The sequence below is a fragment of the Schaalia georgiae DSM 6843 genome (genome assembly GCF_000429245.1).
Classification (GTDB): domain Bacteria; phylum Actinomycetota; class Actinomycetes; order Actinomycetales; family Actinomycetaceae; genus Pauljensenia; species Pauljensenia georgiae.
Genome location: NZ_AUBM01000010.1, coordinates 111,027 through 126,366, shown reverse-complemented (window position 1 = coordinate 126,366; position 15,340 = coordinate 111,027). Strand labels below are relative to the sequence as shown.

General features: G+C 71.5%; 14 protein-coding genes. 11 read left to right on the top strand and 3 right to left on the bottom strand.

Going from position 1 to position 15,340, the window contains the following annotated elements:
• Positions 1–91: 91 nt before the first annotated feature.
• Positions 92–1,426 (top strand): C40 family peptidase, encoded by a 1,335-nt coding sequence (locus G447_RS0106075; protein ID WP_034476531.1) that lies wholly within the window; start codon positions 92–94, stop codon positions 1,424–1,426.
• A 158-nt stretch (positions 1,427–1,584) separates the two neighbouring features.
• Here the strand turns inward: G447_RS0106075 and G447_RS0106070 are convergent, their stop codons facing one another.
• Together G447_RS0106070 and G447_RS0106065 are read right to left on the bottom strand one after the other, a co-directional pair.
• Entirely contained in the window at positions 1,585–2,286 is a 702-nt protein-coding gene (locus G447_RS0106070) for a 2'-5' RNA ligase family protein (RefSeq protein WP_026430411.1), read from the bottom strand.
• A gap of 194 nt (positions 2,287–2,480) precedes the next feature.
• Positions 2,481–2,975 (bottom strand): inorganic diphosphatase, encoded by a 495-nt coding sequence (locus G447_RS0106065; protein WP_005869943.1) that lies wholly within the window; start codon positions 2,973–2,975, stop codon positions 2,481–2,483.
• 103 nt (positions 2,976–3,078) lie between these two features.
• On the opposite strand from G447_RS0106065, the gene dacB reads away from it, so the two are divergent.
• From dacB to G447_RS11165, 10 genes are all read left to right on the top strand, one after another.
• Positions 3,079–4,428 (top strand): D-alanyl-D-alanine carboxypeptidase/D-alanyl-D-alanine endopeptidase, encoded by a 1,350-nt coding sequence (gene dacB, locus G447_RS0106060; protein WP_026430410.1) that lies wholly within the window; start codon positions 3,079–3,081, stop codon positions 4,426–4,428.
• A 5-nt stretch (positions 4,429–4,433) separates the two neighbouring features.
• A complete protein-coding gene (locus G447_RS0106055) occupies positions 4,434–5,276 on the top strand; it encodes a zinc-dependent metalloprotease (protein ID WP_026430409.1) in 843 nt (280 codons plus the stop codon).
• Positions 5,266–6,342, top strand: coding sequence for a tRNA lysidine(34) synthetase TilS (gene tilS / locus G447_RS11170; protein ID WP_034476528.1), 1,077 nt, complete (start codon positions 5,266–5,268; stop codon positions 6,340–6,342). The genes G447_RS0106055 and tilS overlap by 11 nt, the downstream gene beginning before the upstream one ends.
• 92 nt (positions 6,343–6,434) lie before the next feature.
• Complete coding sequence (gene hpt / locus G447_RS0106045; RefSeq protein WP_005869993.1) at positions 6,435–6,989, top strand: hypoxanthine phosphoribosyltransferase; 555 nt, start codon at positions 6,435–6,437, stop codon at positions 6,987–6,989.
• A gap of 23 nt (positions 6,990–7,012) precedes the next feature.
• On the top strand, positions 7,013–9,094 hold the full coding sequence (ftsH, locus tag G447_RS0106040) for an ATP-dependent zinc metalloprotease FtsH (RefSeq protein ID WP_026430408.1): 2,082 nt from the start codon (positions 7,013–7,015) through the stop codon (positions 9,092–9,094).
• Positions 9,091–9,660 carry a GTP cyclohydrolase I FolE gene (gene folE, locus G447_RS0106035; RefSeq protein WP_005869973.1) on the top strand — a complete coding sequence of 190 codons (570 nt, stop codon included), beginning with the start codon at positions 9,091–9,093 and terminating at the stop codon, positions 9,658–9,660. The genes ftsH and folE overlap by 4 nt, the downstream gene beginning before the upstream one ends.
• A 1-nt stretch (position 9,661) precedes the next feature.
• On the top strand, positions 9,662–10,465 hold the full coding sequence (gene folP / locus G447_RS0106030) for a dihydropteroate synthase (protein ID WP_026430407.1): 804 nt from the start codon (positions 9,662–9,664) through the stop codon (positions 10,463–10,465).
• Complete coding sequence (gene folK, locus G447_RS0106025) at positions 10,456–12,798, top strand: 2-amino-4-hydroxy-6-hydroxymethyldihydropteridine diphosphokinase (RefSeq protein ID WP_243442319.1); 2,343 nt, start codon at positions 10,456–10,458, stop codon at positions 12,796–12,798. The genes folP and folK overlap by 10 nt, the downstream gene beginning before the upstream one ends.
• Positions 12,795–13,268: a DUF3180 domain-containing protein gene (locus G447_RS0106020; RefSeq protein ID WP_026430405.1), complete on the top strand. Its 474-nt coding sequence runs from the start codon at positions 12,795–12,797 to the stop codon at positions 13,266–13,268. Before folK ends, G447_RS0106020 begins: the two co-directional genes overlap by 4 nt.
• A gap of 132 nt (positions 13,269–13,400) precedes the next feature.
• Complete coding sequence (locus G447_RS11165) at positions 13,401–14,159, top strand: hypothetical protein (protein WP_243442318.1); 759 nt, start codon at positions 13,401–13,403, stop codon at positions 14,157–14,159.
• A gap of 86 nt (positions 14,160–14,245) precedes the next feature.
• Here the strand turns inward: G447_RS11165 and disA are convergent, their stop codons facing one another.
• Positions 14,246–15,316 carry a DNA integrity scanning diadenylate cyclase DisA gene (disA, locus tag G447_RS0106010; RefSeq protein ID WP_005869997.1) on the bottom strand — a complete coding sequence of 357 codons (1,071 nt, stop codon included), beginning with the start codon at positions 15,314–15,316 and terminating at the stop codon, positions 14,246–14,248.
• Positions 15,317–15,340: the final 24 nt, after the last annotated feature.

Genomic DNA, 15,340 nt, shown 5'->3' with positions numbered 1-15,340 from the left:
TCTTGTTGCCAAGTGTGGCTGCAGTGGTTACGCTCTTGCTCTAGAAGCGCCCCCGGGCGCACCCGTATCCGCACGAAGAACAGGTAGCTCAGTGAAGGCACTTCCCCAACTCCGAGGCCGGATCCGCCTCGGACTCGCGGCACTGGCGGCCGTAGCGGCGCTCACGGTCCCCCAGATGGCCCAGGCGGCCCCCTCCGAAGACGACATCGCCAAGGCGCAGGCGGCCGAGGAGGCCGCCAAGCTCTCGGTAGCCGAGATTGAGGTCCGCCTCGCGCAGGTCAGCGCCCAGGCGCAAAGCGCCACGCAGGCCGCCCAGGTGGCCGGCGAGGACCTGAACGCCGCGAACATCGCCCTCGACCAGGCCAAGGCGACGTCCGCCCAGGCGCAGGCCGACGCCGCCCAGGCGCAGGCGGACTTCGAGGAGGGCAAGAAGCAGATCGCCTCCATCGCCCAGACCGCCTACCGCGACGGCAACGCCTCCCTGGACGCCCTGGCCCCCTACCTCGACTCCGACGGGCTTCGCACGGTTGAGACGAAGAAGAGCTCCATCGACTCCTTCTCCAATTCCGCGGAGACGAAGATGCAGAACGTCGCCGCCCTGGAGCAGGTCGCCAACGTCATGCGGGGGGCCGCCGAGCAGGCCCTGACCGCCCAGCAGAGCGCCACCGACGAGGTCCAGGCCCGCACGGACGCCGCCAATGCGGCCGCCTCCAGCGCCCAGGCGCAGCAGCGCACCGTCGAGGCGCAGCGCAGCGCCTACGTCGAGGAGCTCGCCAAGAAGCAGAACACCACCGTCGACCTCATCCAGCAGCGCGAGGCCGCCCTCGAGGCCGAGCGCCAGGCGGCGGCCGAGGCTGCCGCAAGGGCCGCTGCGGAGGCCGCCGCCCAGGCAGCGGCCGAGGAGGCCGCGAGGCAGGCCGCTGCGGCCCAGGCTGCGCCCGCCCCGTCGGTCGGTGGGGGCGATGACGACGACTCGGACTCGGGCTACACGCCCCCGAGCCGCACCCCCGAGATCGAGGACTCCTCCGACGACGATGGCGGCGGTTCCTCGTGGGGGTCGGGCGGGGCCGCCACGGCGATCGCCGCCGCGAAGAGCTACCTGGGCGTGCCCTACGTATGGGGCGGCGAGTCCTACGGCGGCGTCGACTGCTCCGGACTCACTATGCTCGCGTGGGCCCGGGCGGGGGTCAGTCTGCCGCACCTGTCCCGCGCCCAGTACGGCTACGGCACCCACGTGTCCATCAACTCCATGGAGCCCGGGGACCTCATCTTCTGGTCGTCCAACGGCGCCCAGTCCGGCATATACCACGTGGCCATGTACCTCGGCGGCGGCCAGATGATCGAGGCGCCCACCTTCGGCGTCCCCGTGCGGATCACCGGCGTCTACAGCTGGGGGTCGATCATGCCCTACGCCGTGAGGCTGTGAGGCCGGAGCCCGCGGACGGGGCCATCTGTCCGCGGGGCCTACCCTAGACCGGTTCCCGGTCGCGGTTGGCGGCGGTGCCAGTGGTCGCAGTCCGGGGCGGTGGACGCGGGGGAAGCGCGCACCGCCCCGGACTGCGTTCTCGCGTCCCGGAGCCGGGCTCAGTGCTGAACCGCCCAGTAGTTGCCCATGGAGTCGAACCGCAGGGCATGCAGGCGTTCGGGCGCGAGCACGACGGGAACGCCCGTGGTTCTTCCGGTCAGCTGCGCGAGCGCGTCACGGAACTCCTCCGGGGGCAGCGGCACGGGCATCGCCGGCCGGTAGTAGGCCAAGGTGATGTGGGGCGTGAACGGCCCAGAGGGGACGACCTCGTCGAACAAGCCCCGGGCGGTCAACAGCTTGCGGTGCTCCTCCTCGTCCACGGCCCTGACCCCGATGACAACGCTCGTGTTCATCATGTTGAACACCGTGGTGCACATCGTGCGGATGGGACCGATCCGGCGCGCACGTGCGACGAGCCCAGTCGCGCGCGCCGAGCTGGCCTCCACCAGAGGCCGGACCTGGGCCCGGTCCGGGGAGGCGTGGAGGTCGTGGAGCGTCACGTGCGCCATTTCCACTGGCAGCGGCAGCGACAGCGACTCGCCGAAACGAGCATGGAGGCTGCTCGCGATCGATCCGACGAGATCCCGGACCCGGTCGTCGAGGAAGTAAGCGACCGTGTCCCCGTGGAAAGGCAGCAGCGAACCAGAGCGCGGAGCCACCTTCTCCTCCAGTGACGGGGGCAGTGCGAACACCGGCTCGTAGGGGACCGAGTCGGTCTGGAACGATCCGATGCGCTCGTCGAACTCATGAAGTGTTTCCATGCGAACTCCTTCCGCGGGGAGGGCCGGTGCTCGTGCGCGCACCGCAGGGCCTACCCTAGGCCGGTGCCCGATCGCGGTTGGCGCGGGGGAAGCGCGCGCCGCCCCGACGCCGTTTCCCCTCCGCGGCGGCGCTGCCGCGGAACCTGGTCATGAATGGGTCGCCACGCGCCAACGCGCGCGACGGGCCTCGCGCCCTAGTGCCCGGCCTCGTGCTCCTTCAGGCGCTCGTAGGAACGGCGGATCTCCTCCTCGGCCTCCTCGCGGCCGACCCAGTGGGCGCCCTCGACGCTCTTTCCGGGCTCGAGGTCCTTGTAGACCTCGAAGAAGTGCTGGATCTCCAGGCGGTGGAACTCCGAGACGTCCTCGATGTCGGTGCGCCAGGAGGCGCGCTGGTCGGCACTGGGCACGCACAGGACCTTGTCGTCGCCGCCCTTCTCGTCGCGCATGCGGAACATGCCCAGCGCGCGGCAGCGGATGACGCAGCCGGGGAAGGTCGGCTCCTCCAACAGGACCAGGGCGTCCAGGGGATCGCCGTCCTCGCCGAGGGTTCCGTCGATGAAGCCGTAGTCGTCGGGGTAGCGCGTGGACGTGAAGAGCATGCGGTCCAGGCGGATGCGTCCGGTGTCGTGGTCGATCTCGTACTTGTTCCTGTTCCCCTTGGGGATCTCGATCGTCACATCGAACTCCATTGTGTCCTCCGTCTCGATTGTGCCGCGCGCCGCGCGCGAACGGGTTGGGATCGTCGGCATCGCCCGCTAGTGTGGCACCTAGGCACGACACGAAGGGACTTCCATGCGACGACGGTCTAACACTGCAATTGTATGCGCATCGGCGCTCGCGGTGATGACGGTTGGCTGCCTCGCCGCGTGCGATCCGCAGGCGCCGGAGGCGGCGCCGCCCCCCACCATGAGCGCCAGGCCCGCCCAGGCGGCGCAGGCGGCGGCCGGGGGGCAGGGGAACCCGGTGTCCGCCGCGGATGTCGCGGGGTTGTGGGAGGAGGTCCAGCAGTCGGCCGCCGCGGGTGGCTTCACGGCGTGGGGCCTGGTCGTCGACGGGGCGACGGGGGAGGAACTCCTCGACGCGGCCGCGGGCACTGCGCACACGCCCGCCTCGGTGACCAAGACGCTCACCGCGTTCACCGCCCTCACCCACCTCGACCCCTCCGCCACCCTGACGACGACCGCCCTGTACAGCGGCGGCACGGTTTACCTGGACGGGGAGGGGGACCTGCTGCTGGGCGAGGGCGAGTCCGACGCCAGCGCCATCAACGGGCGCGCGGGCCTGGCGACCCTGGCCGCGCGCGCCGCCGAGGCGCTCAAGGGCCAGGGGGTCTCCTCGGCCCGCGTCGATTGGCGCGGCTCCCTCTTCGAGGGCGAGGCCCACCTGGGCGCGTGGGACGCGCAGGAGGTGGGGAACTACGCGGGCGCTGTCGGTGCTATCGCCATTGACGCGGGTCGCACCGAGCCGCAGGCCAACTCCTTCCACCAGGATCCCGCTCTACGGGCAGCCGAGGTCTTCGCTGCGGCGCTCGAGTCCAACGGCGTGGCCACCGACCTCGGTTCGGCGGCCGCGGCCCCGCAGGGAGCGGCTTCTCTGGCCTCGGTGGAATCGGCCACCATGGGCCAGCAGATCCGCTGGATGCTCCACCACTCGGACAATACTGTGGCCGACCAGTACTGCCACCTGGCCGCCGCGGCCGCGAGCGCCCCGACGACTTTCGCGGGCTCAGTCGGCAACCTCGTGTCGACGTTGACCAGTGCGGGCGTGCCCACCGACGGGCTCAACCTCGAAGACTGCTCGGGGCTGTCGTCCAACGACCGCCTCACCGCCCGGACCCTGGTGGGGGTGCTCCGCGCGGCGATGTCCTCGTCCAATGCGGGCGCGCGCGACCTCATCGAGTCCCTGCCCTGGGCGGGCCTGCAGGGGACGCTCACCACGCGCTTCACCGATCCCCCCGCAGTGGGCAACGTGCAGGCGAAGACGGGGTCGCTGGCCGCGGTCGCGTCGCTGTCCGGCGTCCTCACCACCCAGGGCGGGCGCACGCTCGTTGTCGCGGTCGGCGTCCAGGATCCCGCCGAGCGGGCCGTTTCGGCGCGCGGACTCCTGGACTCCTTCGAGGAGGGACTCGTCTCGCTAAACTAGGACCCATGGAGATGCCATTCGGTCCGAAAGCCGTCGCCAACGCCCTCGCCGCCGTGTCCCACGCCGGCCCCCCGGCCTCCCCGATGGGCGCCGCGGCGGTGGTCGCCCGCCTGCGCAAGTCCGTCGCCTGGTCGAACCGCCGCCTCCTCGCCTTGACGGGGCTGGTGGAGGCGAGCGCCGCCGTGGCCGACTCCCCGACCCTGGTCGTGGACCGCAGGGGCCTGACCCGCGTGGTCGGCACCATAATGGAGCACACCACGGGCAAGCGCTCCCCCCTGGTGCTCGCCTCCCAGGCCGTGATCCTGCGTTCCCTCATGAGGACCGCGACCGGCATCTGGAACGTCGCTGACCCGGGCAGGGTCCTGGTCGCCCCGAACGTGCTGTCGGACGCGCGCCGCTACGCCCTGGACCAGTCCGACTGGTGCAAGTGGGTGTCCCTGACCACGGGCCTGCGCGGGGTGCACCTCACCCACGCGCCCTTCCTGATCCCCTACATCGCCGACCTCATGCACCACCTGCCGGCGCGCTCCGACGACCTCGTGCGCGTGGTCCTGCTGCTCGACGCGCTGCCGACGGCGCAGATGGACGCCCTGACGCCCCGGGACCTGCCCTCCGTCCAGTGGTTGCGTGAGCGCCGCGCCAATATTGGCGGCGTCGCGCTGGTGCACGCCTGCCAGGGCGCGGGCGTCCCATTGACGGGGGTCGCGCAGATCCACGCCCAGACCGAGGGCTTCGCCCGCGCGGTCGTGCACGAGGGGGCGCTCGAGGTCCTGCTGTCCTCGTTGGACGCGCTGCCCACCGCCGCCGAGTACGAGGATCCGCGCCTGTGGCTGGCCCGTGTGCGCTGAGCTGAGGCGCGCGAGCCGACTGGTCGGCGCGAACCCGCGGGGCCCGCTGGCGCGCGTGTCCCTGGCCGTGGGCGGGTGCTTGCGCAGCCTGGGCGCTTCCCCCCCCGACCGCATCGTCGTCGCGCTGTCGGGGGGAGCGGACTCCCTCGCCCTCGCCGCCGCCGCCATCGACTCGGGAACGCGTATGGGCATCGATGTCCGCACCGTCACCGTCGACCACGGCCTCCGCCCGGATTCGGGGCACGAGGCCCACGCCGTCGCGGAGCTGGCGCGCTCTCTCGGGGCAGTCCCCCAGGTCGTGGCCGTGGACGCGGCCGCTGGGGCGGCCGGGCCGGAGGGCAATGCGCGCGCCGCCAGGATGGAGGCCCTGCGGCGCGAGGCCTCGGGTTCGCCCGTCCTGCTGGGGCATACGATGGACGACCAGGCCGAGACGGTCCTACTGCGCCTGGCGCGGGGCTCGGGGGCGGGCAGCCTGCGGGCCATGTCGCCGCGGCGCGCCGACGCCGACGGCACCGTGTGGCTGCGGCCCCTGCTGGGGGTCCGGCGCGCCGACACCGCCGGGGCGTGCGCGCAGATGGGTTTGGTCCCCCGCTCCGATCCGACCAACGACCCCGACGGGCCGTGGCGCGCCGCCGACGGAAGCGCCCTGCGCCGGGCGGCGGTGCGGCACCGGGCGCTGCCCGCACTCGCCCGGGCCCTGGGCGCCGATCCGGTTCCCGGGCTGGCCAGGAGCGCGGCGGCGGCGGCCGATGACGACGACGCGCTGGCCTCGTGGGCGCAGCGGGTGCGCGCGTCAGAGGTCCGGGGCGAGGGGGGCGCGCGGTCGATCCGCGTGAAGGCGCTCGAGGGTCTTCCCAGGGCGGTGCGCGGGCGCGTCCTGGCGTCCTTCCTGCGCGACGCCGGTGTCCCCGGGGGCTCCCTGGCGGCCGGGCACGTCGAAGCGGTGGACGCGCTCGTCACCGCGTGGAGGGGCCAGGGGCCGCTCAACCTCCCGCGCGTCGTGGTTGCGCGCTCCGGCGCGGGGGAGCGGGCGGTGATCGAGGCGGGGCCGCTTCGCTCACAGTGAGAAAACGCCGTAGCGTGCGCACTGGTGCCACGAACTATGAGACGCTAGACGCGTTAACGCCCCAATGGCACGCCAGCAGAGAAGAGGAACGAGTGGACGCCGCTGATATGGGAGACGACCTCAAAGACGTTCTGGTCACCGCGGAGGACCTCGACCGGCGTCTGGGCGAGCTCGCCAGGCAGATCGACGAGGACTACGCGGGCAAGGAGGTCCTGCTGGTCGGCGTCCTGCGGGGGGCGGTCATGGTGATGGCCGACCTGTCGAGGAAGCTCCGCACGCCCCTGCAGATGGACTGGATGGCGGTGTCCTCCTACGGGTCCGGCACGAAGACCTCGGGCGTCGTGAGGATCCTCAAGGACCTCGACCAGGACGTGACCGGGCGCCACGTCCTGATCGTCGAGGACATCATTGACTCGGGCCTGACCCTGTCGTGGCTGCGGTCGAACCTGGTGGGCAGGGGCGCGGCCTCGGTGGAGATCGCCACGACGCTGCGCAAGCCCAAGGCCGCCAAGGTCGCTGTCCCCGTCAAGTACGTCGGTTTCGAGATCCCCGACGAGTTCGTCGTCGGCTACGGCCTGGACTATGCCGAGAAGTACCGGAACCTGCCCTTCGTGGGCACGCTGTCGCCCCACGTCTACCAGAAATGACCACCGCTAACTGAAAGACGGTTGTGAACGAGACCTCCAACAAGTACCCCCGCGTGAACCTGGCGTGGGCAATCGTCCCGCTCGTCGCCCTCCTGCTGGGGGGGTGGTTCGTGTGGCAGGCGTTCCAGCCCCGCGGGGTCGATACCTCCGAGGGCCTGGCGCTGATCAGCGGTTCCACTGTGGAGCGGGTCGTCCTCAACGAGGGCATCCAGCAGGTCAACCTCGGCCTCACGGAGGACTACACGCACCAGGGGACGGGCGTTGAGGATCCCACGGCGAACCTGGGCCGCAGCGTGTACTTCTCGTACTCCTACACCCAGACGAAGGACATCCTCGACGCCGTGCAGGCCGCCGTCCCGGCGAAGGGGTGGAACGCTGTGCGCCCCCAGGGGTCGGCGCTGGGCGCGTTGGCGCAGCTCGTCGTCCCCCTGCTGATCCTGCTGGTCGCCTTCTACTTCCTGATGAACCGCTTGTCCGGTTCGCGGATGATGGGCGGCTTCACGCAGTCCCGTGTCAAGGAGTTCAACCAGGAGCGCCCCGACGTGACCTTCGCCGACGTGGCCGGCGAGGACGAGGCCGTCGAGGAGCTGGAGGAGATCCGCGAGTTCTTGTCCTCGCCGGACAAGTTCCACAGGGTGGGGGCGCGGATCCCGCGCGGCGTCCTGCTCTACGGACCCCCCGGCACGGGCAAGACCCTGCTGGCCAAGGCGGTGGCCGGCGAGGCGCACGCCCCGTTCTTCTCGATCTCCGGCTCCGAGTTCATGGAGCTGTACGTGGGGGTCGGGGCCTCGCGCGTGCGCGACCTGTTCGACCGCGCGAAGAAGAACGCCCCCGCGATCATCTTCATCGACGAGATCGACGCGGTGGGCCGCCACCGGGGATCCGGCATCGGCGGCGGCAACGACGAGCGCGAGCAGACCCTCAACCAGATGCTCGTGGAGATGGACGGTTTCGACGAGCGCGCCAATATCATCCTCATCGCCGCCACGAACCGCCCGGACATCCTGGATCCGGCCCTGCTGCGCCCGGGCCGCTTCGACCGGCAGATCGCAGTCGAGGCCCCCGACCTCAGGGGCCGCGAGGCGATCCTCAAGGTGCACGCCGCGGGCAAGCCCATGACCGACGACGTGGATCTGCGCCAGATCGCCAAGCGCACCCCGGGCTTCACGGGGGCCGACCTGGCGAACGTGCTCAACGAGGCGGCGCTGCTCACGGCCCGCTCGAACGCGGATCTCATCGACAACCGCGCCATCGACGAGGCCATCGACCGCGTGATCGCCGGCCCGCAGAAGCGCACGCGCGTGATGAACGACCACGACAAGGCGGTCACCGCCTACCACGAGGGCGGGCACGCCCTGGCGGCGGCGGCCCTGCGCTACACCGACCCGGTCACGAAGGTGACGATCCTGCCGCGCGGGCGGGCCCTGGGCTACACGATGGTCATGCCCACCGAGGACCGCTTCAACAAGACGCGCAACCAGTTGCTCGACGACCTCGTCTACTCGATGGGCGGGCGCGTCGCCGAGGAGCTCGTCTTCCGCGACCCGTCGACCGGCCCGGCCAACGACATTGCCCAGGCGACGAAGACGGCGCGCGCGATGGTCACGGACTACGGCATGAGCGACCGCATCGGCATGGTCAAGCTCGGGGACGAGGACGTGGAGGCCTTCGGCCACCGCGGCGGCCCCAAGGAGGGCGCGGTCGTCTCCGACGAGATGGCCTCGGTCATCGACGCCGAGGTCCGCCGCCTCCTGGACGACGCCATGCGCGAGGCGTGGGAGATCCTCACCCGCAACCGCGATGTCCTGGACCGCCTGGCGCTGCGCCTGCTGGAGGAGGAGACGCTGGACGAGTCGCAGTTGGCGGAGTTGTTCAAGGACGTGCGCAAGCAGCCCGAGCGCCCCGTGTGGAACTACCAGTCGGACGCCGCTGTCGAGGGCGCGGTCATGGGGATGCCGAAGGGCGTGCCCGACTCGCCGACCGGATCCGGCGAGGGGGCGGCCGACCGGGGGGAGGCGCAGGCGGCCGCCGGGGCGGCGGACGGGCCGACTGGGGACGGCGCCCCCGCTGGTCCTGATCCGCGGGACGAGGGGCGGACGAGGTGACCTTCGACGCGGACGCGGTCGAGCGAGCCTGCCGGGACCTGCTGGTCGCCGTGGGCGAGGACCCGGGCCGCGAAGGGCTGGTCGGCACACCGGGCCGCATGGCGAGGGCGTGGCGGGAGCTGCTGGCGGGAGTCGACCTCGATCCACGGGACTGCCTGCGCACCCAGTTCCACGCGGGCACGGACGAGTTGGTCCTGGTGCGAGACATCGTCTTCCACTCGGTGTGCGAGCACCATCTGCTGCCGTTCTACGGCCGCGCCCACGTGGGGTACATCCCGCGCGGGGGCGTTGTGACTGGGCTGAGCAAGCTGGCCCGCCTCGTCGAGGGCTACGCGCGGCGCCCCCAGGTGCAGGAGCGCCTCACCGCGCAGATCGCCGACGCGCTCAACGAGGTGCTCCGCCCCCAGGGGGTCATCGTCGTCATAGAGGCCGAGCACATGTGCATGTCGATGCGGGGGGTGCGCAAGCCGGGCTCGTCGACTGTGACGAGCGCCCTGCGCGGAATTATGAACGACGGGACGACGCGCGCCGAGATGATGGCGCTCGTCCTCGGCGGGAAGCGGTGACATGGCGGAGCGCACGCTGGTGATGGGGATCCTCAATGTGACGCCCGATTCGTTCTCCGACGGCGGGCGTTACGCGCATGTGGACGACGCGCTCGCCCACGCCTACGAGATGGTGGACCAGGGGGCGGACATCGTCGATGTGGGCGGCGAGTCCACTCGGCCCGGTTCGACGCGCATCGGGCCGGACGAGGAGTGGGCGCGGATCGGCGATGTCGTTCGCGAGCTCGCAGCCGGGGGCATTGTTGTGTCAGTGGACACACTTCATGCGGTCACAGCCCGCCGCGCCGCGCGCGAGGGGGCCGCGATCATCAACGACGTTTCGGGGGGTATGTGGGACCCTGAGATGAATGTCTCGGTGGCGTCCACGGGGTGCCGTTTCGTGGTCCAGCACTACCGCGCCCTGCCCGGAATGCCGGGCGAATCCTTTGATTATGGTCAGGATGTCGTGGGCGCCGTCCTGGAGCGTTTGGGCCGTCAGGCCGATGCTGCGATCGGGGCCGGAATCGCGCCGGAATCCCTCATTATCGACCCCGGATTGGGGTTCTCTGTGACGAATGAGCAATGTGTGCTGATAGTGGAATCCCTCCCACGTCTGACCGCCCTCGGCTACCCTGTTCTCATAGGTGCTTCCCGCAAGCGCTTCATCAAGGCGATGGGCGGGGACGCCGACGAGCAGACCGCACGGATCAGCTCGGCCTGCGCCCGGCAGGGCGTCTGGGCCGTGCGGGTCCACGACGTCGCCCGAAACGCCCGGGCCGTCCGTTCCGCCCTCACGGGCCCCGCATACGGAGGTGAATGCCTGTGACACGCCAGACCGTCGTCATCGCCCTGCGCGGGCTCGAAGTGGACGCCGTACACGGCGTATTCGACTTCGAGCGCCAAGAGCCCCAGCGCTTCGTCGCGGATGTGACCCTGTGGGTCCAGGCCGACGGGGCGCTCGCCGACGACGACATCGCCGGCACCGTCTCCTACGCGGAGATCGCCGACGAGGTGGTCTCCATCCTCCAGGGCCAGAGCGCCTCGCTGCTGGAAACGCTCGCGGACCGCATCGCCCGCGCCGCGATGTCCCACGAAGGCGTCGAGGGCGTGGAGGCGACCGTCCACAAACCCGACGCGCCCATGCCCCACACCTTCGACGACGTGTCCGTCACGGTGCGCCTGGGCGCAGTGGACCTCGCGCCCCTGGCCCTCACCCGCGCCGATATCTACGACGCGGGAGCGGGCTCCGTCTTGACGGGCTCCACCCGCACTGGCGGCGCGCCGGAGGGGGGCAAGCACGGCCAGGAGGACGGGCGCCGTGCCGCCCTGCCCAGCCCCGTGGTCGTGGGCCCCCGCAGCGTCGTCATCGCCATCGGCGGGAACCTGGGCAACGTGCCCGTCACCCTCGCGTCGGCCGTGGAGGCGCTCGACTACGTCGAGGGCTTCTCCGTCACCGACGTCTCGCCCCTGCTGCGCACCCGTCCCGTCCTCGGCAAGGGACAGCAGGAACAGCCCGACTACTGGAATGCGGTGGTGCTGGGCACTTTCGAGGGGGACGTGTCCTCACTGCTGGAGCAGACCGAGCGGATCGAGCGCGAGTTCGGGCGCGAGCGCACTGAGCACTGGGGCGCGCGCACCATCGACATCGACATCGTCCAGGTCGCGGGCACCACCAGCTCCGACCCCGCCCTCATGCTGCCCCATCCTCGTGCCCACGAGCGCGCCTTCGTGCTGGCGCCGTGGGTGCTGGCCGACCCCTCGGCCGTCCTCGAGGGCGTGGGCGCCGTCGCCGAGCTGCTGGAGGCGTGCGACGACCGCGAAGGCATCCTCGACGCCATCGACGACTGGCTGGAGGACCCCGAGGGCATTATCGAGGAATCGGACGAAGTGCTCGCCGCGTCCGCGCGGGATAAGACGGACGGCCCGGGCGGGCCGGAGGGTGAGCAGCAGGAGCCGGGCGCCCGTTCCGGCGCCCCCAAGGCCGGGGAGTCCCTCGACGAGACCGTGGTCCGTCCGCTCCAGGTCCCCCTGCCCGCACAGGCGCAAGCTGCCGGGGCCCCGCAGGCCGACGGGTCCTCCCCCGACCGGGGACCGGTCCGCTCCCCCAAGCCCGCCACCATCCGTCCGATGCCTGCCCCGCCAGTCGGCGAGGGCGGCGACCAAGCCGTGTGGAACAGCCTGTGGGCGCGGTGGGCCAGCACCGAGGTCGGCGAGGACATCGCCGAGGCGATGGGCATCGAACGCCCGGCGTCGGCCCAGCCATCGTCCGCCGCGGCTGCGTCCGGCTCCGCCACGAGGGCGGGGGCTTCCGCGCCCGGCTCCGCCCCTGTCCCGGTTGTGTCCGAGCCCCCCGCGCCCGAGGACGGAGTGCCGGCCGAGCCGCCGGCCCCGCCGTCCATCCCGCCCAGGCTCCCCGGCTCCATCACGCGTCCGACCCTGGCCGCCAAGGGCGTCGGGCAGCCCCCGGCCCCCGAGGCGGAAGCCGCCTCCGGGGGAAGCGGCCACCGCCCCCAGCAGGGGCAACCCCCCCAGCAGGGGCAGGGCGGGCAGCAGAATCCCCGGAAAGGCGGAGCGAAGCCGCGCCGCAGCAAGCCGCAGCGCGGTTTCACGGGCACGCCCATCACTCGGCCCGACGGGGGGAAGGGAGCTCCGGCCCGCCCCGCCTGGCACCCCATATCCTCCGTTCCCGCGAACAGCCCCTCCGGGCGCGCGCCGGTGCGCACGAAGGCGCGTCCGCCCAAGGCCCAGGCCGCCGCTGTGGCGCAGCAGGGCAAGCCGTCATGGAGCTCGCTCTTCGGCGATGTCGGCGCAGAGGAGAACCACCCGGGCCACGAGACCTCAACCCAGCTGGCCCCCGTGCCCCGTGAGGCCGGGCGCGAGTCGGGCATGTCCCTGCCCGACTGGCAGTTCCCGCTGGCCGGTTCGGAGCAGGTGCGCGTGGTCGACGACCGTTCCCAGGGATCGGATCCCGAGCGCGGACAGCTGGCGGGCGAGGCCGACCAGCGCCGCGCGATCCTGGAGCCCAATCTGCCCAAGGGCACGCCCATCGGGCCCATCCCGGCCGATGAGGCCACCCATACGGGCATCCTCAGGCGCGTCGTCGTGCGCCCGACGATGACGGGGGCCATCCCCATCGTCAAACCGGGCAGGCGTCCGTGAAACCCGTGTCGGTGCTGCTCGTTGCAGCTACCGGCGCGATCTGCGGGGGCTTGGCCTTCGCCGCAACCGAAATGGGCACGAGGGTGGGCGCCACCCCCCTCCTCATCACACCCGCGCCCGCGGTGCTCTTCCTCGTGATCACCGTGTTCCTGCTGTGGGCGGGCGTGCACGTCAGGCGCTACCGCGCCAACAAGGACACGTGGATCGGGGCGCTGGGGGTGCTGCGCGTCGCCGTCGCTGCTCGCGCCTCGTCGATGGTCGGCGCCGGGCTCACGGGGATCCTGGTGGGCCTGACGGGCTCCAGCCTCGCTCACGCCGAGGCGGCCGTCATGGCGCAGAACGCCATCGCCGCGGGGCTCAGCGCACTGGCGGGCCTGGTGTGGACCGTGAGCGCCGTCGTCGTGGAGCGATGGTGCGTCATCAAACCCGATGACGAGGACGCTGCGGGCGACGGGCGGTGCCCCGCGTAGGCGCAGCCGCGCTTGGGCTTCGCAGAGGACGGCGCCAACTGACTCGCGGCGCCCCGCGTAGGCGGGACCGCACTCGCCGGGGCGCTGGCGCGCCCGTTTCCCCCAGCGCCTTCCAGCGTGTAGCGTCGGAACGTGCCAGGTAGACAGAACGGCCCCAGACGGCGAACGCCGTCACAGGGGGCCAGGAGGGCGGGCGGGAGCACCCGCAGCGTCAACCTGTGGCCCCGACGCATCATCACAGGGACGGGTCTGCTCGTCGTCGCCGCACTGCTCGTGTGGAGCGCGGTCTCCGTCGTGAAGGCCCTGCTGGCCGGTTCCCCGCCCGATCCCCAGCCACAATCGGCCTCGCAGTCGGGCGCCGACGCCTCGGGGTACCCGCTGGGCGCCGACCAGCGGGCGACGGCCGACGGGATCGTCACCGGGAACGCCACCGTCGATGTCCCCGTGTGCCTGGAGGCCAACCTCGAGGTGCGCGCCACAGCCTCCGACGCCACATCCGGCCAAGCGGTGCCCATCGGGGTGTCCCTGCGCAACCGCGGGGGCGTGGCGTGCCGCGTGGGTCTTTCCTCATTGGCTGTGAGGATCACCACTGGCGACCTTACGGTGTACGACTCCGCGGCGTGCGAGCAGGGGGCTGAGTCGGAGCAGGTGCTGCTGCTGAGCCCCGACCGCACGTGGAGCGGGACACTGGGCTGGGACGGCCTCGTCCACGTGAACGGGTGCGCGGCGCCCCCGGGGGGCGAGCGCGCCGCCGATCCGGGCACCTACCAGCTGCGCGTGTTCCTGGATGGGAAGGACACGGGGAACCACGTGGTCTTCGATGTGGGCGCGGCGCTCCCGCCCAAGCCCTCTCCCGCTCCCCAGTCGCAGTCGGGGGTCCAATCGGGATAGCGGGGGAGCGGTCCCCTGAGCCGTGCCGTCTGCGGGGCTCGCGGCGGTCGCAGTCCGCTCAGCGCAGGGTCCGGCTGCGCGGCGCCCTACCAGCCGACCAGCCCCGCTCGGGCCATGTGGGACTGGTGCAGCAGGTTCTCGTGGATGATCTTCGCCCTGTACGGGCCGACCCCCTCGACCTTCTGCAGTTCCTCCACGGATGCGGAGCGCAGCTGCGAGAGGGTGCTCCACCGTGAGGAGACCTCCTTGATGATGTTCCACGACAAGTGGGGCACCAGGGACAGCGCGCGGATGCCGCGGGGCTGCACTTCCCGGTCGAGGTCCGCGATCTCGAAGACCCCCAGGCCCAGCACATTGGCGATGGCGGACAGGTCGACGATGCGGTCGGAGCCCAGTGTGGTCAGCTCCGCCTCGACCCGGGCCACATCGCCCTGGTCGTGCGCGTAATCGCGCATCACAAGGGCGCGCTCGGAGGCTGAGCCGCGAACCAGGTCCTCCACCTGCAGGGCAAGCAGGCGCCCGTCCGAGCCCAGTTCCTCCAGGTACTGGTTGATCTCCGAGGTGATGCGGCGGATCATCTCCATCCGCTGCATCACAGTCGCGACATCGCGGACCGTCGCCGCGTCGCGCATCTCCAGGATCGTCAGGGTCTGGAGCACCTCGTCGAGGCGCTGGCTGTAGCGGTCCAGTGTGTCGACCGCCAGGTTCGCCCTCGACAGCAGGGCCTCGGGCTCCTCGACGAGGCGGTGCTCGCTGCCCACGTAGATGGAGATGATCCGCATGGAAGCCGACAGCGACAGGACGGGCAAGTGGATCTGGCGGGCCATGCGCTGGGCGGTGCGGTGGCGCATGCCGGACTCGTCGGTGGGGATCGAGGGGTCGGGCATCAACTGCACGTTCGCCTTGCGTATGCTCCAGTTCGTCGTGTCGATGACGACGGCGCCGTCCATCTTGGACAGTTCACGCAGGCGCGAGGCCGTGAACGGCACGTCCAGGTCGAAGCCGCCCGAGCACAGCGCCTCGACCTCCGGCGTGTAGCCGAGCACGATGAGCGCCCCCGTGTGCGAGCGCTGGATGCGCTCCAGCCCTTCGCGCAATGGCGTCCCGGGCGCGACCGCGTGGAGCGCCTCGCGCAGGATCGCGGCGTCTGAGGTCATTGTGGCCAGCCCTTCCCAAAGGTG

Bases quoted from the DNA above. Each gene is read 5' to 3' on its own strand.
- G447_RS0106065 (WP_005869943.1), bottom strand. From the start codon at position 2,975: ATGGAGTTCGATGTGACGATCGAGATCCCCAAGGGGAACAGGAACAAG.
- folK (WP_243442319.1), top strand. From the start codon at position 10,456: ATGCCTGTGACACGCCAGACCGTCGTCATCGCCCTGCGCGGGCTCGAA.
- dacB (WP_026430410.1), top strand. From the start codon at position 3,079: ATGCGACGACGGTCTAACACTGCAATTGTATGCGCATCGGCGCTCGCG.
- folP (WP_026430407.1), top strand. From the start codon at position 9,662: ATGGCGGAGCGCACGCTGGTGATGGGGATCCTCAATGTGACGCCCGAT.
- disA (WP_005869997.1), bottom strand. From the start codon at position 15,316: ATGACCTCAGACGCCGCGATCCTGCGCGAGGCGCTCCACGCGGTCGCG.
- G447_RS0106055 (WP_026430409.1), top strand. From the start codon at position 4,434: ATGGAGATGCCATTCGGTCCGAAAGCCGTCGCCAACGCCCTCGCCGCC.
- G447_RS0106070 (WP_026430411.1), bottom strand. From the start codon at position 2,286: ATGGAAACACTTCATGAGTTCGACGAGCGCATCGGATCGTTCCAGACC.